This is a genomic window from Fulvivirga sediminis (genome assembly GCF_016757215.1).
Lineage (GTDB): Bacteria > Bacteroidota > Bacteroidia > Cytophagales > Cyclobacteriaceae > Fulvivirga > Fulvivirga sediminis.
Genome location: NZ_JAESIY010000003.1, coordinates 339,897 through 362,664, shown reverse-complemented (window position 1 = coordinate 362,664; position 22,768 = coordinate 339,897). Strand labels below are relative to the sequence as shown.

Sequence of the window (22,768 nt, the reverse complement as noted above, 5' to 3'; positions counted from 1 at the left end):
TCATTAATCAACTATCCACTCATGAATGCCGGCAGAGAATTTCTCAGGAAGCTTTATTTTTATCCTAACCGCTGTAGCAGTTATAGGATCAAAAGAAACAGCACTCCAATCATCTTTTACCACAGAATAGTCCGCTTTAATAGTTTTCCAATTGCTATTTTTGGTTTTGTACTGCATCTCCCACGAAGCAGGAATTCTACATTCGCCGTAAGGCTCATCATCAAACCAATACACTTTAGACGAAGATATAGTTTTAGGCCCTTCAAAATCGTATTGCACCCACTCCTCTGTTCCCTTTTTAGGCCACCAATGATAGTAAGGCCACTCATGATCTCCTGAGCTTCCTGGCAATAGCTGATCATTTAGTGCTATCAGCATTTTGCTCTCCCTTGAACCGCTCACTTTACTGGTACTGGCAATAGTAGGCGAAGGTAAGGGTCTTACACTGCTCTCATTTACAGGCAGCCAAACCATCATTTCTCCTGCTCCACGATTATTCCAGGTGTAATAAGGAATGAGTTCTATCTCTTGCTCTTCGCTATACTCAATACCTCCATCAAGCTTAGCTTTAGCCGCTTTGGCTTTTGCTTTTACTACAACCACTCCACCCAGCTTATCAGCATCATACTCACTGTTGAAATCCTGTCTCTCACTAAAAATAAGGTTAAGCACTTTTCCCCCTTCAGAATCAGGCCACTCAGCGGCATATACTATTGGCCCTCTTTGTATAGCCATCTTACCTTTATCCGCACTTACACTATCGCTAGCCTCCACTATCCGAGGAGTCATATCGAAATCAATAGTTACTACATCACCCTTTTTCCAGCTTTTATTCACTACGGCATACCCATTATCCATGGTGTATTCCACGTCCTCTCCATTTATAGAAATAGTATACTTGTCTTCGTGTCCATCAGCATAGTGGTATAAATCTCCGGGAATAACATCATCATTAGTCCAACCCGGAATACGCATTTTTAAAGCAAAATCCTTTTCTGAGTCAGGGTCAAGTTTAATATTCACCTTTCCTTCCCAAGGATATTTTGTTTCTTGTTCCACTTTTACATTCACACCAGCCAAGTCTATCTCAGCGATATTAGCCATATATAAGTTCACATAAATAGAATTTGGCCCTTTGGCATACACATAGCCAGGTACTGAAGGCAGTGTACGAGCCACGTTAGGAGGGCAACAAGCAGTGCCAAACCATGCACCTCTGTTATGCTGACCTATGGATTCAAGAACATTAGGGTAGAAAAATCGATCTCCGGTAAGGGATACTCCTGACAGGAAGGCATTATAAAGGGTACGTTCCATCACATCTATATAACGAGCATCTCCATCATATAAAAACATGCGTTCATTCCAATTGATATTACCTACAGAGGCACAAGTTTCGCAGTAAGCAGACATGTTTGGCAACTTGTAAGCAGCATCAAAACCTTCGTTACCACCACCAGAGCCAATACCACCTGTGATATACATCTTCTTACCTACCAGATCATCCCAAATAGCATTTAAAGCCGTCACATAATCTTTTTCATCATAAAGAGCGGCTATATCTGCCATAGCAGAATACATGTATGTGGCTCTTACAGCGTGACCAACAGGCTCTCTCTGGTCTACCACCTTTTTGTGCGCCTGACTATATTCTTCTCCTCCCGGACCACGCACATCAAGAAAGAACTTAGCCAAATCTAGATATTCCTTTTTACCTGTGGCATGGTACATTTTCACTAATCCCATTTCTACTACCTGATGACCCGGGCCAAACTCCAGCTTTCCCGGGCCAAAATCTTTCACCAATAGGTCTGCCGCTTTAGTAGCTATGTCTAAAAGAGAAGAATTTCCTGTGGCGGCATAGTGAGCAGCGGCAGCTTCAAATAGGTGCCCACAGTTGTATAACTCATGGCTACCATACCATCCTTTAGCAGCGGCAGTCCAGCGTGTAGTGTCTGCCCAGGGATGAGGATGCTTAGGGTCTATAGTACGGCTGGTATATATATAACCGTCAGGCTCCTGAGCCTTACTGATATAATAAACTAAGGTATCTACCCTTGCCTCTAGCTGAGGGTCAGGATGGTTTTGCAATGAGTAACTAGCCGCTTCTATAAGCTTATAGATATCAGTATCATCAAAAGGCATTTGAGTCTTGTACTTGCCTTTCATGAGTCCACCAGCGATTTTAAAATTATCTACCCTGCCAGTAGTATAACATTGCTGAATAGCTATAGGTATGGTGACTTCCCGGTTACGATCTAACTTCTCAGACCAAAAGGTGTCTGTAATCTTTACTGATGTAAACGGTACATTAGTAATCGGCCCTTTTTCTGACTCTTGCGTTTCCTCAGTCACCGTTTTGTTACAAGAAGAGAAAAGCATTACACAGCATAAAGCTGACAGTGTTATCTTGGTTAGGTTCAGTTTTCTTAATCTCAAATTCATGGTTATTAAAATCTTTTATCAGCGCTATTTCAAGTTTATCAAAAATCTGGCTTTATCAACTTAACTTATGTTTTATAGAACTACACAAATGTTTAAATAAGCTACCCATTAGCCCGTATTCTACTTCTTCTCTGATAGTCTGAAATCATCAAACACTACATATCCTTCATTATTAGAATAAGTGGCATGCCATAGGCCAACTCGTAGTTTTTTACCTTCAAAATCAACTCTTTCTACTGGTGATCCGGGCATATCTACCCACTCTTCACGATTCTCACTAGTACGGAAGTAGTATTGGCTTCCTATCCTTTGTATCTGCAAAAAGCGATGAGCCTCCCAACCGAGCAAGTTAGCTTTCTGATATCGCATTTGCTTCGATTGATTGGTGAACAAATTACCTTGATTATATAATGGGAAGAAGCTAAGACTCAATAAATCCCAAGCTGCCGCTTCCTTTGTTTGAGGTAGTGCAACCATGATTCCTCCGTCATTATATGCCACAGACTTATGATTAGACAGGCCTGCGTAATCCTTCAACTCTACCTCCATCACAAAGTCACCTTTCACCTCTTTATAGATAAAAGCGCCATTCTTAAGTTGGCCATCCCAGCCACCACCAGAAGACGCTAATTTTAGGCTCCCATTAGTAATCTTGATCTCTGTAGTACCATTAGTAGTATCATTGGCTAGCAAAGCGCCATCAAAACCAAAATAGTTACCTAATCCTGTCTGTTTGTTCTCATCAAAAGTATGGAAGAATTCAGTGTAGGTGCTTTTATCGGTAGATACTGCTACCTCATCAGACTCTGCGATTATATTTCCATATTGATCCTGAACTAAATAATAATAATTATACTGTTTATCTGGCCCTAGCGAATGATCCATATACTCTGGTGAACGCTGCCATTGCGAATGCTTATTTTCGCCGCCAATAAAAAGGTATTTGACTGGCTGTCCTTCATATGATTGTGCTTTCATAAATGCTGCAACGGAATTCATAGCCACGGGCCTTTTAGTAAATTCCACATTTGAAATGGATTTATTAGAAACGTTTAAAGAGCGTTTCCAATGGGCCTGCACTTCGTCTGAAGTCAAATGCCCTTCTATAAGAGCAAATAATGATATGGTAATATCTCCCTCCCAAGACCAGTTTCCGCCAGACAAAGAAGTAAGCTTCATTTTATCAAAAATTTTAGTATTAGCTGGTTCTCCATCTACATAAGTAGAGATATCATTTCCTTTTTTTGTGAACACATATTCATGCCATTGACCTTTAGTATAGGCATTAAGAATGATGTAATAATTCTCCTTGGGGGAAGTCACACTAGTGGCATTCCAACTCCATTGGCTTTTCTTGCTTACCTCTAAAGCTAGCTTACCATGCACCACCTTCACCTTATTATTGGCTCCTTTTAGCTGAAGTGTACCTCCCGTCTTTCCTTGATTAGGCCAGTTATTAAATTCGTCATAACCTAAGCCAGCGGCAGAGAAATAAACGGCTATTTTATCAGTATCTCCCTCAGCCGCATAACGACTTTTAATTTCTTGATGGTTTAAGGCTTTGTCATACATTTTTAAAGACGCCAGCGCACCCGAAAAGGGCACTTCTTTATTGGCCGAATTACCCACATGAATATAGCTGCCTGGCTCCACAAAAAGCATTTTCTGCTCCTCATCATTCAATTCGCCATCTACATAAACCTTTTCCATGTAGCCATCGAAAGTAATTACGATGTGATGCCATTTTGATGCCTCAGGAGCTCCACCTTTGAAGCCCATATCAGCCCATTCCTGATGGCTTACGGCACCGCTTGATGGGTTACTGCCATATAAAACACGGGAAGATGTAAGCAACCTCCCCTTCTGAGCAGCCCAATCCACCAGGCACTCCGCAGGAGCGATTTGATGGTTATAAATCCAAGCTTCTACCGTAAAAGGATTATTACCCGTGAGGGTTAAAGGTGTTATAAAATCGGATTTTAACGATTGATGACCATCAAACAACAGGGCTTTCTTTCCTGCTACCAGCTCTACCACAGGGGCACTACCTTCCGAATTAAAAGCTCCTTTTGCCAAACCATCATTATCTAAAGATGCCGCCATGCTACCCAGCTTCAGATCATTCGCATTAAGAGACACCAACATTCCTTGTGATGGTAATGAGGCCTTTGGCGGCGTTTTGTATGGTAGCAACCCATAGTACTCCGCTTCCGAGGGTGCTAATCGTCGGTTAAAAACCTTCAACCCCACCAGCTTTTCATTAGTTACTATGCGACCTGTTTCAAAATAGGTTTTTAAAGTTTTATACCAACTATCATGTGCTGACTGATTGATTGTTAAAGATCCTTTTAGCATTCCAAAAGCATCTTTGGCAAGATGATTCCAAGAGATATAGACATATTCAAGCTTATCTTGATGCACAAAAGAAGCAATCAGTGTATAATCCATTGTAGGATTAGTTTTAGCTGGTACAGGCACACTTCCCTTAATACCACCCTTCGCACTAACCCAATGCATACCCGCTGTTACACCCGTAACAGCCTCCTCTAGCTGGTACATGCCGCCATACATGCCACGGTTATTAAGCCAAACATTTCCTTTGATATCAGCAGCCTGCAGGTTTACCAGCATTTGCTCAGGATCTTGCTCATATCCGTCATAAGCACTAAAATTCCATAAGGCCATAGGAAAACCTTGTTTCCCTACTCCGGTAATAGTTAGCTTCAGGTAACGCACTTTTACCTGGTTGTAGTCAGTCATGGGGCTGCCATCCTGAATATTCCTTGTTTTGTCGGCATATACTTTCCATGCTTTACCATCTAGGGAATATTCTATGAGATACTGAAAGAAATGCGTAGCATATTGAAAAGCAATACGTGTTCTTTTGATGTCTTTTTCGCTTCCCAGATCTACTTCCAGCGTTGGCCTGCTATCATCAGAAGCAGGCATCCACAAGGTGCCGTAATTATCATCCACCGTATAACTGGCCTGAAAATCATCATTATATTGAGACGAGGCCTTTACCTTTTTCCCATATAAGAGATTAGGAAAAGGATTGGTGTTTTTACCCAAAAATCCAACGCCTTCATGTGTAGGAATAATTTTCTTAATCCTGCCTTCATCATCAAACTCCAACTTATCTGCTGCTACCTGACGGTGAAAGCCATTGCTGGAATGAGGATTATCATGACGATGATAAATGATATAGTATTGATCTCCTTCTTTCAATATAGAATGGTGGCCTGGGCCATGAATAGATCCGTCTTCATTAGTTGCCAAGATGGGATTATTATCCGCAAAGGTAAAAGGGCCTGTTGGTGATTGGCTGGTGGCATACTGCACGCGGTAGGTACCATCATGACAGGAGCCTGAAGAGTAAGTGAAATAGTAAGTACTGCCTCTTTTAAACATAAAAGGAGCTTCAAAGAAATCAGTAGCCTCTGTATTAGGAATAATGCCTTTGCTCTCAAAGGATTTCATATCAGGGTTAAATTTTGCCCAACCCGCACCAAAGCCGTCATAAATCCCCCATGTACCCCAATAGAGATATATGGAGCCATCATCATCCTGAAACGACTGCCCATCCAGGGTGATCACATTTTTCACAAACCGATCAGGCACTATAGGTTCATCATCTGCAGTGAGGCCTATCCATGGGCCATAGGGAGTATCTGATACACCACCGTGCAACTGCACCGGCTGACTGTAATACATGTAATACTGATCATCTTTACCAAGCCAAACATCAGGGGCCCAATATACTTCTGTAGTAGGCCAGTTCATTTCTATTTTGGTCCAGTTTACAAAATCATCAGAATACCACACTTGAGAAGGGCCTAACCCCCAGCCTGTACCATCAGTGGTGGCATAGATAAAATAACGGCCATTGAATTTTTTAACCGTGGGATCTGCAAAATAACCCGGCAGAATAGGGTTGCCGGCTCCTGGTGAAGTCTGCTTTAGCGTTTGAGCCTGAAGTTTAAGAGAAGCAGAAGCAATTAACAGCGTAAGGAATAGTAACAGTTTATTCATAGGCAGATGAAAGCAAGTTAAAAGGAAAGCCCTGCGACTCTCCCTTTAACTCTTGAAACGTCAAATAACATATACATTAAATACTCTCACGCTTCATTGTTCTTATATTGAAAATAGGACCTGCTCTATGACCTTCATGAGGCTTAAAGACTACTTTAATCTTGTCCTTACCAGAAGTAAGCTCTGACGGAATATCGTATTCCACATATAGAAATTCTCCTGGCTTTTTGTCGGTAATGTTTTCGGTTGCTATTTTCTCCCCATCAACCAGTATATCAAAAGTTTTAGAACCGGTATAGCCTCCCCAATATTCAGCTACAAGAGCCATAGGAGTATTGGCCTTTACTTTCATGGTAAACTCTAAATAGCCTCCTCTTTCTGCCTGCCTCGCCTTTCTATGCTTCATTTCCACTACGCTTACCTGGTCTCCTTTAAAGCTATGATTTCTCTCCGGCTGCATCTCTCCCATCTGGAAGAAGTCTACCGTTTTAGATTCCATCTCCTTCTTAGCCTCTAACTTAGCTTGATATTCGGCTTGGTATTTCTGCCATTTTTCCTGACTAAACATGTCAAAATACACAGAATATCTTCTGTCAAAAGTTTTATTAAATGGCTTTAATACAAATTGACGAGGAGCTCCTACTTCCACGGTTTCAAACGTGTTTGGCTCTCCTTCTACCGCCTTTAGCCAATTAGCAGGGTTTCGGTCTGTAGACATAATTACAGGCACATACATAGGCTCATAAGCAGAAGAATCTTTGACTTGTCCCAGATCACCCGCTAACACTAACGGACCGTACATCACTGCTATACGATCGCTATCATCTGGCATAGCCTCCAATCTAAGCGAAAAAGGAAATCTCACGTCAATCACATCGCCATCCTTCCATTGCTTTTTAAGGGTGATAAAACTTTGAGGACTTTGTGATACTTGCTGTTCTTTACCATTTACCAATAGTTCCACACCATCTTTAGCCCAGTATGGGTATCTTATCTTAATAGCCAATTCCTGAGGTTTTTCAGTGTTAATGGTAAAATGAGAGCTTTGCTCATCAGGATAAGATGTATTTTGGGTTACTTTTAATCCTTTTTCTTTCCAAGTAAGTGTAGAAGCGATAAACTGAGAGACATATAATTCATCATCGCTATGATAATAAATATTTTTGCCATACTTAGAGTGAGTTTCTAAGGCACTAGCTACACAGCAGGTAAACCAGTATGGATCCTGATACTCCTTATATCCGCCCATTTCTAGTGAAAGGTTATAAATCACCTTGCCCGTTTCAGGATGCTGCGAGGCCAGGATATGGTTAAACAAAGCTCTCTCATAGAAATCTGCTACCTCAGCATCAGGGTTCCATTGAAATAAATGACGAGAAAGCTTAAGCATATTATAAACATTACAGGTTTCTGTAGTCTCGTTGCTTAACCTGTGAGTGAGCTGATCTGGCTGGCCAAAATATTCATGATTACAGTGGCCTCCTGTTACATAGGAATGATGATGTACTACCCTGTCCCAAAAGAATTTAGCCATTTTTTTATCTTTCTCGTCTCCAGTGATCTCATACCTCCTGGCAGACGCAATGAGCTTAGGAATTTGAGTATTGGCATGCTTGCCTGGTAGTACATCTACTTCATTAGCCAGTGAATCTAATATCACATCATCATAAAATGTTTTAGAAAGCTCTAAGTACCTATCATTTTGAGTAATGCCATATAATTCCACAAAAGACTCACTAATACCTCCATATTCACAGTGCAGCATATTCTGAACTTGCTCGTGGTTTAGGTCTTTTACAATGGAATAAACCCAATCAGAAAACTTTTTAGCGACTTCTATCCCTTTATCATAACCTACCAACTCATAGGCAGCAATAAGACCTGATAAAACCTTATGCTGTGTATAATACGGCGCCCAGATACCATTCAGGTCAAAGCCTTGTGAACGTATTTCTCCTTTAGCTATCTGCTCTGTAAAAATTTTCTTACCATTAGAGAACGCTCCGATATAACCATCGGGATCTTGCGCCTGACATTCAGCTAGTTCGTCTACAATATGCTTTACAATATCAGAAAACCTTTTATCACCTGTAGTTTTATACATGAGTGCACAGGCCTTTAAATAATGACCTAGCGTATGCCCAGCAATAGTTTCAGCCTCCCATCCTTCATAAGGCTCACCTTTCGGCTCCAAACCTGCCTCTATTCTAAACCTGGCCAATAAACGATCTGGCTCAAAAGTCTCCAACAAAGTCTTCATGTTTAGCTCAGTGGCATTTTTAAAAGGACCGTCTAACAGTTCCACATCTTCAAGGTCAAACTTCTTAGCCTCTTTGAGTTCTCCAGTTTGCTCTACCACGAATGAGGTTGAAGTATTACTACATGAATATAAAATGGCTGTGAGCAAAATCAATAAAGCACATTTCGAATGCCGGGTGTTCATTTTTACCTCCAATATTATTTGATACTAACACTAAATAAACTAACCATCAAAATACTCCGCTATTACCTATTAAAGATTGTAGTAGCAAAAAGATGGGTATACATAATTGTATTTAACAAAAGACGCTGAAAGACTTTATTTATATGCCTACTAATGTTCAGAAAACCAGCACATAAGTTCAATTTCACTTAAAATACCCTTTGAATAGGTTATACCGTGCAGTTTCTAACCTTTAACACATAGAAAATACCTTGTATTAAATAGTGCTTTCTACTTCTAATCAACACGTTATAATCCTATAAAAGGAATATAACTAAAAATGATTTTAGAATAAAGAACGGCTGAGAGTGGAAAAAAATTATTGAGCAAAAAAGAAGAGGTGCCGCAATCCCGAAAACAGTCACCTCCTCTTTTAAAGTATCAAAAGTCTAATATATACGAAATAATTACTTCACTAAGTTCCTCTAAGAAGGCTCCTTCTGTAAAAAATCTCTAGGTGTTTGTCCATAATATTGCTTAAACCTACGGCTGAAATAAGTTGGACTGGAAAAACCGGTTCTGTAGGCCGCCTCTGATACGTTACAACCTGAATCTACCATTAATTTCAAGGCCTCTTTTAACCTTACCATATTAATAAACTCAGTGGCCGAATTGTCTGTAATCTTCTTCAACTTAATATGCAGCATAGAGCGACTAAGACCTATTTCATTCATTAAAAAGCCAACATCTAAAGAAGGCTTATCGATATTTTCCTTTATAATGGCAGTAAGCTTATTGAGAAACTCCTTATCTGCATCAGAATGAGTTAGTTCAGCAACAGGCATCAGTGCATCAGACTTAAATCTTTTGATTAGATTCCTTCTGGTATTTAAAGCATTAAAAATATTATATTCAAGAATATGGGCCATAAAAGGCTTTTCAATATAATAATCAGCACCTGTTTTCATACCCTCAAACATGTTTTCAGGTCCACCCTTGGCGGTAAGCAGCATCACAGGTATGTGAGAGGTCTCTATGTTGCCCTTTACCTTACTAGTAAATTCCAATCCATCCATCAGTGGCATCATCACGTCACTCAAAATGAGGTCTACCTGTTCCTCTTCAAGTACTTTGAGTCCCTCTGCTCCGTTGCCAGCTTTAAGAACCTGATAGTGCTCACTAAGCGTTCGAGAAATAAACTCAATGAGTTCACTATTATCTTCTACCACAAGTATCGTAGGCCTCTTGTCATTTTCACTCTGCTGTTCTGCTGAAGTCTCTTCAATAATCGGCGAACTAACTATCAATGAACCAGGAACTAAATTTGGCACATATTCTGAAGAGCGTATTTCATTTTGAGAGTAAGATTCCATATCTATGGGTATCTGTACTATAAACACAGTGCCTACATTTGGCGTACTTTTCACTTGAATACTCCCCTTATGCAGCTCCACCAGGCTGTGCACAAAAGCTAGCCCTATACCAGAGCCATAGTATTTCTTCACCCCCACATCTTCTCTTTCTGCTTGATAAAAAGCTTCAAAAATACGATTGACCACATGCTGTTCCATGCCCTTACCCGTATCTTCTACACTCAGAATAAGTTGCGTGTCCTTCACTTCTGCTCTCACAGCAATGGCTCCATTATGATCAGTAAATTTAAAAGCATTTGAAATGAGATTAATAAGCACCTTCTCCACCTTCGATTGATCAAACCAAATTTCCTGATTGGCCTTGCTGCAATCAAAACTCAAAGCTATTTGATTCTCTTTAGCTGTATTTATAAAAGACTGCTCTAAGTTTTCCATGAGGTCATTAATACGGGCTTTGCTCACCTTTAATGCCATAGTGCCACTTTCAATTTTCCTAAACTCAAGCAATTGATTGAGCAGTTTTAACAATCTTCGTGCATTTAAATCTATAGCTGAAAGCCGCTCTTTCACAGATGGGCTCACCTTGGCATCTGAGAGCAATTTAGATAGCGGCCCGATAATAAGTGTAAGGGGTGTTCTAAGCTCATGAGATACATTGGTAAAAAACTCCAATTTAATCTTATTGAGTTCCACAGCATGCATATGCTCTTTGCGCTCTACCTCCACCATGGTCTTAGACTTTTGTATGCGTGCACCCACCCAATAAATCATTACCAATACCATTATAATAGCAAACGCGAAGAGCGTATACCCCCAGCCAGACATCCAGAAGGGAGGTTTTACCACTATCTTCATTTCTGTAACAGGACTATCCCAATTTACATTATTAAGAGAGGCCTTTACCTTAAAAGTATACTCTCCTGGGCTAAGGTTAGTGTAAGAAGCAAAATTACGACTGCCTGCATAGTTATATCCATTTTCGAAACCCTCCAGATAGTAGGCATAATGGCCTCTTCCTTTGTTTCCATAATTTTTAACGGAGAACTCCAGTGTGAACACATTCTGCTCATAATCCAACTCTATCTTTTCAGTAAGATTAATAGATTCATTGAGCGGCGAAGCTTCCTTGCCGGGGAAAACCGACTCGTTAAAGAGCGCAAAGCCGGTGAACGCCACCTTACCCGGACATTCGTTAAGCAGATCGCTTTTGCTTTCATCAAAGTATATAAGCCCTTGATTACTGCCAAAATAAATTATTCCATCACTATCCTTAAAGGCAGCTCTATAATTAAACTGACTGAAAGGAACACCTGAATCATTATTAAAGGCTGTAGAGGTGGAATCTATCAGGTTGAAACGAACAAGTCCTTCATCTGTGCTCGCCCAAATATGATCGTTGTCACCTTCTTGAAGGCCGTAAAACCAATTACCAAAACCATTATGATGTTCATTGAAACTATAAACCTCATCATTTTGCTCTGTGTAACAATAAAGCCCCGAAAAGCTATCACCAACCCATAATCTGCCTCTAGAGTCACTTTTTACAAAGTTGATACCGTGAAGATCTATCTTGTTCAACTTTTTAACCTTATTTTTCCTGAAACTATAGCTGTAAATTGCCTCCCTTGTAGAGAACCACACATGTTCATTGGTTAGGGTTATGCTTTCCACCATCATACCTTGAAAGATGTCTGGAAAGAACGGTTGCAGCTCAGCAGTAGAGCGTTTGTAAATATTTACACCATTGCTGGTGGCGATAAATATAGAATCTCCTTTACCCTCTAAAGCGTATATATTATTGGCCATGAGGGTACTGTTAGAAGTGTTAATATATTCAAAATGTCCAGTTTCTGTATTAAGAATATTAATACCCCCGGTATAGGTAGCTATCCACAGTTCATTCTTATCAGCAAAATATAAATCGTGAATATTACCATAGCTTAAGCCCTGATGGGTTCCATTTTCTATGGGGTAATTTTTAATTAGCCCGGTACGCTTGTTGAGTACATTGAGTCCTATATCTTCCAGACCAATCCAAATATTACCGTGGCAGTCTTCCGTTAAAGAACTAACCGCATTGCCTCGCAAGCACCGATCGCAAATACCAGAAGGTAGCATATTAAAAAAATTGCTTCCTTTATTCCATAAATTCACTCCGCTAAAGTAGGTTCCCAGCCAAATATTATCAGATCTATCTCGGAAGGCCGTATAGATAGGGTTAGAACTTAGGCCTTCTGATTCTTTGAGATCATGCTTGTAATACGCAAAAATCTGCTTTTCAGGAGTCCATAGGCAGAGTCCTCCTTCAGTACCCATCCACAAGCGGCCTTGAGCATCTTCCTGTAAGCAGTGCACCATGTTATGCGGCAAGTGCAAGCCATCTTCAGCATTGCTAGAGAAAAACTCCAGGCTATGGGTATCCAAATCTATACGGCAGAGTCCATTCTGATGGCAGCCCACCCAAAGGTTATTATAATTATCAAAGTAAAAAGCTGCGATATTATTCCCAAATGGAAGGTTATAATAACTGACGCCGCCCTTTTCTGCTATTACAATATCTGAATGGTCTCCAGCAATAGCCAGCTTGCCACCTTTAGCCACTACTCTCGTTGCTGAAATTTTACTCATATCAAGATCAGGGTAATAATGAGAGAGTTCCGCCAGCTCTTGTGCTTTTTCTTTTAGGTGAAATACCCGTTGATCTTTCAGCACCCAAAACCCTCCGTCCACGGCAGGTATCACTTCATCAAAAACACCTAACCTATTGAAATTATTATAAGGCTTGAAGACCTCATCCTTTTGGCTGAAATAGTAATAACTATTATCCATTGCTTTGCATAACACTACAGAATCTGAAGTTATGAGTAGAGCATTAGTTCTGAGCTTAAACTCTGCCCCCTGCTCATTGTAAGCAGGGAAGGTTTTAAAGTTATAGCCATCAAAACGGCAAACGTTCTCACGATTAGCCAGCCATATGAAGCCGTACTTATCCTCTACAATATCTTTTACATAAGAAGAAGGAAGCCCTTCTTGAGAAGAGTAATGAACAAATTTAAGATCAGGCTTCATCTCTTGGGCCATCCCTGACCAGCTCAGAGATAGTATGACAGCCATGATTCCAACTATAAAATGAGTCTTCACTTTATTATTTAAGTTTAATCGTCTCTTGAATATTAAAATATGACCTTATTTAAAGTCAGTAGAAAACTTCCAATTGGTTTTGAAATTCTTATCTAATTTCTTTTTCATTAATACAGATCTCAATATTTCAACAGGTATATTGCCCTCTTTCATTACTGCATCATGATATTGCTTCTCGGTCCACCCTTGAGATAAAAGCTCCTTTTGTAAAGCAAAAAACTGGAGACCCCCGATCATATAGGCGACCTGATACAATGGGTCATAACCTCCTACAAAAGAACGCCTAACCTCTGCTTCAGCATTGGCATATTCGTGCCCTACTCTATTTACCAGCATATCAATACATTCTTGAGGAGTCATTTTATTAAGATGATAGCTCAGGGAGAATATTATTCTTGCACAGCGGTGCATCCTCCAAAAAAGCATGCCTATTTTCTCTTCTGGCGTATCAGGAAATTGCTTGTTCCATAAGTTGATCTCCCAGTAAAGAGACCATCCTTCCGTCCAGAAAGGAGTCCAGAATAATCTACGATAGGGCTTGTACCTCTGGTTCATGTACTGCTGCATATGATGCCCCGGTATCAGTTCATGATGTACAGTAGCTGTAGAGAAATTAGGATTATTCCCTCTCATGCTCATCATCTTATCCGCATGTGACATGCTATGAGTAGGGTATGAAATACTTATCACCTCTCCTCCAGTAAAAAAAGGATTCACTTTTTGTCTTTCTGGAGTCATCATAATCATTCTCCAAGTTTCTTTGGCCAGGTCTGGCACCGTAATCAGGTCTCTGTCTTCCACAAAAGCTGTAGCTTCCCAAGCGAGAGAATCTATTAACTTCGGCTGTTCTCCCGGTGGTACATAGGTGTTTTTTACATAGTCCAAGGCCGCTTTCCAATCTTTGCCAAACCCCAGCTCCTTCGAGGCCTTAAGCATTTCAGCTTCACAGTATTGAAACTGCTCTTCCGCTGCTTTTATGAGATCTTCAGGTCCATAGGGGATAAATGAAAATGTCAAACTTCTTCTAATAGCTTTCTCCCCTATCGGTTTACCGATAATTCCGCTACCATCATCCTTTACACTGCTTGCGTTATAATTCTCTTTTAAAAAGTCACTATACTCAGCCAATTCCTTATCTAATGCTTTGTACGGCTCTTCCATCCACCAAGTAAATTGTGGATTGTAAGCAAAATAGAAATGATACGCTTCTTTTAAAGAGCGTTTTAAAGACTCTACCGCATCAGAAGCTTTCTGAGCTACCAGCCAGTTTTCAAAAGGTTCTTTCTTTAAAGACTCTTGTTCATTCTTTAACAGCTCTGCTATAGCAGCAAAAGAAGCAGCCAACTCCTTATATGCAGGAATAGCGCCATGCCTACGAGATTTAACAAAGGCATACAAAGGTTCTGCTATGGTAAGCACCTCACTTATCTCATCATATTTATCCTTTTCAATATTCAGAAAATAGAGCCTTTTCTGTATCTGATTTTTGAGCAACACATAGTCCGCTTGTCCTTGGGGAGACATGGCCTCAAAATTCACATCATCAATGGCCTTGCTCCAGCTATCATAAAGCCTGGTCATGCGCTGATAGTATTCCGTACTCTCGTGGATATTACAGGTCCTGTTAAGTGCTCTTTCATCTGCTTCAAACTGAGCAATAGCTTCGTACATTTCACTTCCCTGAGCATAGGAGGCCGAAATAATAATACACTGCAAAAGAATAAGCAGCAAAAAACAATAATGTATATTATTTCTCATAAAGGTATTTATAGGTTTAAGTTATATATTAATAGTCACCGGAGGTGATCAATCATTTGCGTTATCTCATAATTATTCACTCTGTTTTCACTTACTTTCACGGTAAATCATATATTTAAATTGAGCAGGCGAATCATCTCATTAACACTCTCCATAAAATCGAATGTAGCTCACTGCATTTTATATGATTACTTAGCGCTTGCAATGGTATAGATTGACAATTTTCATTAAGAACATCTATAAATATTCTATTATCGAATATTAAATCTATAAAACATATTTCATATTAACACCAAGTAGTCAATATAAAGAAATGATCTGCCAATATAGTATCAGACAGAATCTTATATAAGTAGCTTTAAATGAGACGGTTTTCAATTAATAATATCATATTCACTATCCGCAAGCACTTATTGCAGTAAACAAAGTTAAAATAATACGTATTCCAGCTAATATTCACCCTATTTGATAATGAGGTGCCTTATATATTTGTGATCAGGCTACTGATACTTCCGTGGCCGCATTACCATTACCTACACTACACCTAATTATGACCAATACAGCGAATCAACGATTCTCTTCCAAGCTAGCCTTTTTACTCAGCGTGTTAGGCATAGCCATAGGCACTGGCAATATATGGCGTTTTCCTAGAATAGTAGCTCAGAACGGATCTTCAGAAGGGGCTGGGGCTTTTATCTTTGCCTGGATCATTTTCCTATTTATGTGGAGCATCCCTCTCATTATTGGCGAATATGCCTTAGGTAGAAAATTCCGATTAGGGTTGGTGGGCGCTTTTAAGCATGCCACAGAAGGAAAATTAACTTGGATGGGAGCATTCATGGCCTTTGTGGCTACTGCCATCACTTTCTTCTACTCAGTAATAGTAGGCTGGTGCATTTATTACTTTGTGTATATGATCATAGCGCCTTTGCCTATAAATACAGAAAGCGCCACTATGATATGGGATAACTATCAAAACAGTGTATGGCCTCTGGTTACTCACGCTATAGCTTTAGTAGTGGGTTGCCTGGCTATCTGGAAGGGGGTTTCTTCGATAGAAAAAATCAATAAATTTCTTATCCCCAGCTTATTGATAATTATATTAGGTTGCCTGGTGCGAGCCCTTACCCTGGAAGGAGCTACTGACGGAATCATTTACCTTTTTACGCCCAACTGGTCACAATTAGGCTCCCCAAAAATATGGATAGAGGCCCTTACCCAAAATGCATGGGATACCGGGGCCGGATGGGGCATGTTTCTTACCTATGCTGCCTATATGAACAAGAAGCAGGGTATAGTTAAAAATGCCTTTTTTACCGGCATAGGTAATAATACCATTTCGCTGCTCTCTGCTATGATCATTTTCGGAACTGTATTCGCTATACTAAGCCATGAGGGCGGTATGAGCAGAACAGAAGTACTCAATATAGTGAAAACCAGCGGCCCGGCATCTACAGGTCTCACCTTTATTTGGATGCCTCAACTCTTTGCCAAAATGTTCGGAGGCCCAGTACTGGCCGTGCTGTTCTTCATAGGCCTTACGTTTGCTGGCTTTTCATCCTTAATAGCCCAGTTAGAACTTCCTACGCGTATAGTAATCGACTTTGGCGTCACTCGTCCTAAAGCTCTATTTATAGTGGGGGCCATCAGCTATGTGTTAGGCATACCTTCTGCTATTAACCTGGATATTTTAACTAATCAGGACTTTGTCTGGGGTGTAGCCCTGCTCGTATCGGGCGTGTTTTTCGCCATTGTGCTTATTATTTATGGCCTTGATACTATCAGAAATGAAGAAAATCAATTCAATAATGCTGATTGGAGCATCAATGTATTTTGGAAGTATATTTTGAAAATTTTCATACCCGTAGCCGGGATTATTCTGATTATCTGGTTCCTGGCAGATGCCGCGCAGGTCGATCAGTGGTACGATCCATTGGAGTCTTATAGCCTCATGACTTGCATTGTGCAGTGGGTATTCATCATCTCAGCATTAGTTTTATTAAATAAAAAAATCAATAAGAAAGTTGCCTAAAGTATTTTACATGAAGAACATACTCTTATTCCTTCTCTTTTCATTTATCAGTATATCTGCATTTTCACAAAACTACACCCATCAAGACTCCTTGAGAGGCACTATTACCCCTGAGAGAGCCTGGTGGGATCTAAAATATTATCATCTTGACATCAAGGTAACACCATCCGATAGCAGCATCAATGGTAGTGTTACCATTGCCTATGAAGTCCTTCAACCTTATCAAATCATCCAAATAGATTTGCAGGCCCCACTTAAAATAAAGAAGGTAATAGATGACTCAGGTAATGAATTGGTTATAGAGCATGATGGCAATGCTCACTTTGTTTCCTTGAAAGAAGAACAGAAAAAAGGTGATTTGAACCGTGTGGTAGTCTACTACGGCGGCCGACCTAAAATAGCCGTGCGACCTCCCTGGGATGGTGGTATTTCATGGGATAAAGATGAGGAAGGTAATGACATTATTCATACCAACTGCCAAGGCATAGGAGCCAGCATTTGGTGGCCTAATAAAGATCATATGTATGATGAGCCAGATAGCGTGCTAATGAGTGTAAATGTACCCAAAGGCCTTATGGATGTATCTAATGGTCGATTGATTAAAACTGATAAGCTAAAAGATGGTACTACCACTTATCATTGGTTTGTTAGTAACCCAATCAATAACTATGCGGTAAGCCTCAACATAGCCAATTATAAGCATTTTTCTGAAGTATATGCAGGAGAAAAAGGCAATCTAGATATGGATTATTACGTACTTCCTTATAATCTCAAAAAAGCTAAAAAGCAGTTTAAAGATGCCGCTAGAATGATGGAGGCATTTGAATATTGGTATGGCCCCTACCCTTTTTATGAAGATGGCTACAAACTGGTAGAAGTACCCAGCACGGGTATGGAACATCAGAGTGCAGTAACCTATGGCAACCGATATACTAACGGATACCGAGGAAGAGACGCCAGTGGAACAGGCTATGGAATGAAGTTCGACTTTATCATCATACACGAGTCAGGTCATGAATGGTTTGCCAACAGCATTACTTACAAAGACATGGCTGATATGTGGATACATGAGAGTTTCACCAATTACTCAGAAAGTTTATTTATAGAATACTTCTATGGAAAAGAAGCTGCCCAGGCTTATGTAAGAGGAACAAGAAGAGATATAGCTAATAACAAACCCATTATAGCCGATTATGGTGTAAATGCCAAAGGTAGCGGTGATATGTACCCTAAAGGAGGTAATATGCTGAACACACTAAGAACTGTGATTAATGATGATGAAATATGGCGCGCGATCCTAAGAGGACTGAATGAAACGTTTTATCATCAAACAGTGGAAACAAGCCAAATAGAAAGCTACATAAGTCAAAAAAGCGGAATAGATCTAAAACCTTTCTTCGATCAATACCTGAGAGATACCAAGATTCCAATTTTAGAATATTATCAAAAAGAGGGCAAATTATTTTTTAGATGGTCCAATACCGTTAAGGACTTCGGTTTAGCTGCCAGAGTGCTGCTAGACAATCAAGAAATATGGATTCAGCCTAAGGAAGAATGGGACAGCATATCGATAAGCTCACCTTTTCAAAATCTGGAGATGGATCCTAATATTTATGCTGGGATTTTAGAAACTACAAACTATTAAAAAAAGAGGCCGATTGCATGTCAATCGGCCTAATTATATTTCATTTAAAAAGTAGAGGCTTCGTATAGATTTTTAAAGCCATGATTACTAACAAATTCAGCCAGTTTTTCAAGATCATCTCTTCGTTCTGCCTCCATCTCCTCGTCTTTGTTACTAATTATAGCCTTAAGACCTGTTTCTTTAATAGGGAGTATAACAAAACCGCCATCTGCATCAAAGAGTAAAGGTTGCCCTCCGCTCCACCGTTCTTCCACATCACTTGCCATTATCTCAAAATCCAATGTAAGTAAAACATCCAGTTCTACTTTTGGAAGTAAAGCCGATTCCATGATATCATCAAACGTCATATCTGAAACAGCACTGGCATCATCCACCTTAATAATTGTACTTCCTACCATAAAAAATTCTCAAGTTTTTTATTTCTCTACTCATTTTGACGTGCCCGTTATAAATCGCTCTATTGATGCAAGATCAAAAGAAGTGATTTAATAGTCAGGCAGCATCCTTTTAATTTTTAGCGCTGAAAATTAATCAATACTCTTCATCTGTACAAAGTCACCAGTAAAAATAAAATACATTAAAAATCATCTTCAATTTATATAATCACTAAAACTAATTATACATTAATAAAGTACCATTTCGGATACAATCAAAAGATGGTGATAACAAGAAACATATTCAGGTGAAACCTCGAAGCTGCGCATAGCTGATAAATTGACTGACATCAAAAAAGCCACTCCGTTTCCAGAGTGGCTTTCAATCAATTGCTCAAGTATTTAATTAAAATCAAGTTTTTAGTTCCAAGGCCAGCTGCCCCACGCTTCACAGTAGTTGCCCTTGTCATTCTCGCCTAAGAAGCTTCTCTTTTCTCCTATATAAAGGGCATTCATAGTGTTTACAGGTTGATACACCAATTCTCGCACACCATTTTCATACTTAGCCTGTAAAATACCAAAGTGACCAAGATTCAACGCATGTCCAAATTCATGCAATACCACTGATTCAATATCTATAGAATTGCTAGTTCCTCCTTTAGACCATCTATAGCCATCGTTAAACCAAATTTCAGAAAATGCCTTATCTGTTTTACCTCTGGTAGTACTGGTTGCCGTTCCATTTTCGTCTTGAAAAACAAATGAAAAAGTCACACCTAAAGTATTTTCAGAGCCTAATACTGACTCAAAAATAGATGCTGGCAAATACCCCACTACAGAAATATCAGTATAAGGCCCGTAATTTGGTAACCCTACATCAATAATTTGACTTGGATTACCCATATCTAAAGTATAGGGCATTTCATCGATAGCTACTGTAGTACAATAACCATCATTTTCCCATTTATCGAACATCGCAGCATAAATCGGCTCTGCATCTATTGTTCCGTTGGCTGAGGAAAAAGGAGTAAATGATGACCAGTCGATATCATCCAGATCTCCGTCTCCATTCCAGTTTCTACGCGTATCTCCTGGTACCCAACGGGAAGAGATAGTACTTTCAAATTGACTATCCAGCGTATTTACTGAATCATAACGATCTACATATTTATATAACTTCACTTCTTCCACTTTCAGCTTTCCTTCTTTGAAAAGAGTTTCGTTCATCATTATTTTTATTTCTTCCTCATCAGAAATTCCACTGGTACGAGCATTTTTAGGATGAGCCGCTCGATAATCTAGTAATGCCTGAGGTATTGTAATGCTCAACTGATCCTCGCCTTTTACTATTTGCTGGTCAGTTTGTTTTAAAGGTTCTGGCTCTTGGCATGAGGCCAAGGCACCAAAAAAGAGGGCGGATAAAATTAAATTGTTTCTGGTTCTCATTTGTGTAGGTTTAAATCGCTAAATGCTTAAAGAATATTTCACTTAATATAACCTACATTTTTTATATTTAAAATAAATTATTGAAATATTATTATTAATAAGCCATTTAATTTAACACAAACACATAAATATTACCTTACAATCTTTCACCTATCCCTGACTCCTTTTAAGGCATTATGATATTTTAACGGAGAGTATCCCGTCATCTGTTTAAATTTCCTATTAAAATAAGAAAGGTTATTAAACCCTGATAAAAAGCATATTTTCACGATAGTCATATCCTTATTAAGCAATAACCTACAAGCATGCCTTATCCTAATTTCGTTAAGAAAATCAAAATAAGTTTTTCGTGTTCTTTGCTTGAAAAATCTACAAAACGCGGAAGGCACCATATTCGCTATTTCGGCCACTTGCTCCAGTGTTATCTTTTCGGCATAATTCTCAAATGTAAATTGGATTACATCATTAAGTCTTTTACCATCGTTCTCATCAATTGATTGCTTTATCATCTCTTGATTAAGGAGAAGCATATTGTCTTCATCTGCAAGCAGATCTATTATACTTAGCACCTGTATCAGACGCTCCAGACCTTTTACCTTTAGCAGCCTTTCTATGCCTTTTCCTACTTTTTCTCTCAATTCTCCTTTAAGCTTAATACCTTGTTTGGCTGCCACAAAAATATTTTGCACCAGCTCATGATTCAACAAAGTATTTTCTGGCATCAACTCATCAAGAAAAACATAAATTACATCTGCCTCTATAAGATCTGTGTTCTCATAGAATGATTCATCATTTCTAAACACATGTGGCACATTAGAGCCTATTATAAAAACATCGCCTTCTTCAAACTCTCCAATATGCCCACCTATCACTGCGGTACCAAAACTCTTCCTTATGAGTGTAAGCTGTAATTCAGGGTGCTGATGCAAAATATGGTAGATATGACTCTCCTGATCATGCTGCACCATAATCATATCTGAGTTATTCCTAGGTATCTTAAAAGGTAGGACTTTCATAGCAAATGGAATTTAGTTGTAATATATACCTATTTTAACTCATAAAAGCCACACCAAAGCTAATATAGTATCGTATTTAGTCAAAATACTGAAACATTCCAGAGGGATATAAAACTACATTTGTGAAAAATTAATAACTAATCCGATAATAGATGAAAGTTACATGGACCGGGGTTTATCCTGCAATCACTACCAAGTTTACTGACAACGACGAACTAGACTTACCTTTATTTGAAAAGAATCTTAAATTTCAACTAGAGGCTGGTATCGAAGGTTTGATCATAGGCGGAACACTTGGAGAAGCCACTGCGCTTACTGATGAAGAGAAGAAAACGCTGATAAAATCTTCTTTAGAAACTGTAGGACATACCATACCTGTCCTTTTGAACATAGCAGAACAAACCACCAAAGAGGCCATCCGCCAGGCTCAAATGGCTGAAGAACACGGGGCACATGGACTTATGCTGCTACCTCCTATGAGATATAAAGCTACTGATTACGAAACAGTAGAATATTTCAAAGCTGTAGCCAATGCTACCTCATTGCCAATTATGCTTTATAACAACCCTGTTGATTATAAAATATTAATCACTATAGATATGCTTGATGAGCTAAAAGAATGCAGCAACATTCAAGCAATTAAAGAATCAACCAGAGACATCACCAATATCACTCGCGTGAAAAATAAATTTGGTGACAGATTTAAAATACTGGGCGGAGTAGATACACTTGCTCTGGAGGCACTACTTATGGGAGCCGACGGATTAGTGGCTGGCCTTGTTTGTGCTTTCCCTGAAGAAACGGTAGCCATATACAAACTAGCAAAAGCTGGTCGTATAGAAGAGGCTTTAAAAATATATAGATGGTTTATGCCTCTCTCTGAATTAGACATAGACCCGCAGCTGGTACAAAACATTAAATTAGCTGAAGTATACACCGGCATCGGCTCTGAAAATGTAAGAGCTCCTCGCCTTAAACTAAGAGGTAAACGTAGAGAGGAAGTAATCAAAGTGATCGAAGACAGCCTGGCGACCAGACCTACTCTACCTGAGTATAAAGAAATAGAAATTTTATCTTAAAAAAT

At 39.4% G+C, this 22,768-nt stretch carries 11 protein-coding genes; 3 read left to right on the top strand and 8 right to left on the bottom strand.

The features are described from left to right. Window positions 1-3 precede the first annotated feature (3 nt). The 5 genes from JL102_RS07220 to JL102_RS07200 all read right to left on the bottom strand — a co-directional run bounded on the left by JL102_RS07220 (window position 4) and on the right by JL102_RS07200 (window position 15,171). The gene (locus tag JL102_RS07220; RefSeq protein ID WP_202243590.1) at window positions 4-2,445 is read right to left on the bottom strand and encodes a glycoside hydrolase family 127 protein; all 2,442 of its coding nucleotides are present in this window, start codon (window positions 2,443-2,445) and stop codon (window positions 4-6) included. A 120-nt stretch (window positions 2,446-2,565) separates the two neighbouring features. Next, window positions 2,566-6,477: a family 43 glycosylhydrolase gene (locus JL102_RS07215; protein ID WP_202243589.1), complete on the bottom strand. Its 3,912-nt coding sequence runs from the start codon at window positions 6,475-6,477 to the stop codon at window positions 2,566-2,568. Between the two features lie 76 nt (window positions 6,478-6,553). Further along, a complete protein-coding gene (locus JL102_RS07210) occupies window positions 6,554-8,836 on the bottom strand; it encodes a beta-L-arabinofuranosidase domain-containing protein (RefSeq protein ID WP_202243588.1) in 2,283 nt (760 codons plus the stop codon). Window positions 8,837-9,384: 548 nt separating this feature from the next. After that, window positions 9,385-13,386 carry a hybrid sensor histidine kinase/response regulator transcription factor gene (locus tag JL102_RS07205; RefSeq protein WP_202243587.1) on the bottom strand — a complete coding sequence of 1,334 codons (4,002 nt, stop codon included), beginning with the start codon at window positions 13,384-13,386 and terminating at the stop codon, window positions 9,385-9,387. Window positions 13,387-13,458: 72 nt separating this feature from the next. Then, entirely contained in the window at window positions 13,459-15,171 is a 1,713-nt protein-coding gene (locus JL102_RS07200; RefSeq protein WP_202243586.1) for a DUF885 family protein, read from the bottom strand. A 550-nt stretch (window positions 15,172-15,721) separates the two neighbouring features. On the opposite strand from JL102_RS07200, the gene JL102_RS07195 reads away from it, so the two are divergent. Both JL102_RS07195 and JL102_RS07190 read left to right on the top strand, forming a co-directional pair. After that, a complete protein-coding gene (locus tag JL102_RS07195; protein WP_202243585.1) occupies window positions 15,722-17,203 on the top strand; it encodes a sodium-dependent transporter in 1,482 nt (493 codons plus the stop codon). Between the two features lie 10 nt (window positions 17,204-17,213). Continuing rightward, window positions 17,214-18,848, top strand: a complete 1,635-nt coding sequence (locus JL102_RS07190) for a M1 family metallopeptidase (RefSeq protein WP_202243584.1) — start codon at window positions 17,214-17,216, stop codon at window positions 18,846-18,848. A 44-nt stretch (window positions 18,849-18,892) separates the two neighbouring features. On the opposite strand, the gene JL102_RS07185 is transcribed toward JL102_RS07190, so the two are convergent. From JL102_RS07185 to JL102_RS07175, 3 genes are all read right to left on the bottom strand, one after another. Then, window positions 18,893-19,246, bottom strand: coding sequence for a hypothetical protein (locus tag JL102_RS07185; protein WP_202243583.1), 354 nt, complete (start codon window positions 19,244-19,246; stop codon window positions 18,893-18,895). Window positions 19,247-19,642: 396 nt separating this feature from the next. Beyond that, entirely contained in the window at window positions 19,643-20,668 is a 1,026-nt protein-coding gene (locus JL102_RS07180) for a matrixin family metalloprotease (RefSeq protein WP_202243582.1), read from the bottom strand. Between the two features lie 146 nt (window positions 20,669-20,814). After that, a complete protein-coding gene (locus tag JL102_RS07175; RefSeq protein WP_202243581.1) occupies window positions 20,815-21,684 on the bottom strand; it encodes an AraC family transcriptional regulator in 870 nt (289 codons plus the stop codon). Between the two features lie 152 nt (window positions 21,685-21,836). Between JL102_RS07175 and JL102_RS07170 the strand changes: the two genes are divergently transcribed. Further along, window positions 21,837-22,763 carry a dihydrodipicolinate synthase family protein gene (locus JL102_RS07170; RefSeq protein ID WP_202243580.1) on the top strand — a complete coding sequence of 309 codons (927 nt, stop codon included), beginning with the start codon at window positions 21,837-21,839 and terminating at the stop codon, window positions 22,761-22,763. The last annotated feature ends 5 nt before the right edge of the window (window positions 22,764-22,768 follow it).

Excerpts from the sequence above, each read along its gene's own strand:
- JL102_RS07220 (WP_202243590.1), bottom strand. The coding sequence starts at position 2,445 with ATGAATTTGAGATTAAGAAAACTGAACCTAACCAAGATAACACTGTCA.
- JL102_RS07215 (WP_202243589.1), bottom strand. The coding sequence starts at position 6,477 with ATGAATAAACTGTTACTATTCCTTACGCTGTTAATTGCTTCTGCTTCT.
- JL102_RS07205 (WP_202243587.1), bottom strand. The coding sequence starts at position 13,386 with ATGGCTGTCATACTATCTCTGAGCTGGTCAGGGATGGCCCAAGAGATG.
- JL102_RS07200 (WP_202243586.1), bottom strand. The coding sequence starts at position 15,171 with ATGAGAAATAATATACATTATTGTTTTTTGCTGCTTATTCTTTTGCAG.
- JL102_RS07195 (WP_202243585.1), top strand. The coding sequence starts at position 15,722 with ATGACCAATACAGCGAATCAACGATTCTCTTCCAAGCTAGCCTTTTTA.
- JL102_RS07190 (WP_202243584.1), top strand. The coding sequence starts at position 17,214 with ATGAAGAACATACTCTTATTCCTTCTCTTTTCATTTATCAGTATATCT.
- JL102_RS07185 (WP_202243583.1), bottom strand. The coding sequence starts at position 19,246 with ATGGTAGGAAGTACAATTATTAAGGTGGATGATGCCAGTGCTGTTTCA.
- JL102_RS07180 (WP_202243582.1), bottom strand. The coding sequence starts at position 20,668 with ATGAGAACCAGAAACAATTTAATTTTATCCGCCCTCTTTTTTGGTGCC.
- JL102_RS07175 (WP_202243581.1), bottom strand. The coding sequence starts at position 21,684 with ATGAAAGTCCTACCTTTTAAGATACCTAGGAATAACTCAGATATGATT.
- JL102_RS07170 (WP_202243580.1), top strand. The coding sequence starts at position 21,837 with ATGAAAGTTACATGGACCGGGGTTTATCCTGCAATCACTACCAAGTTT.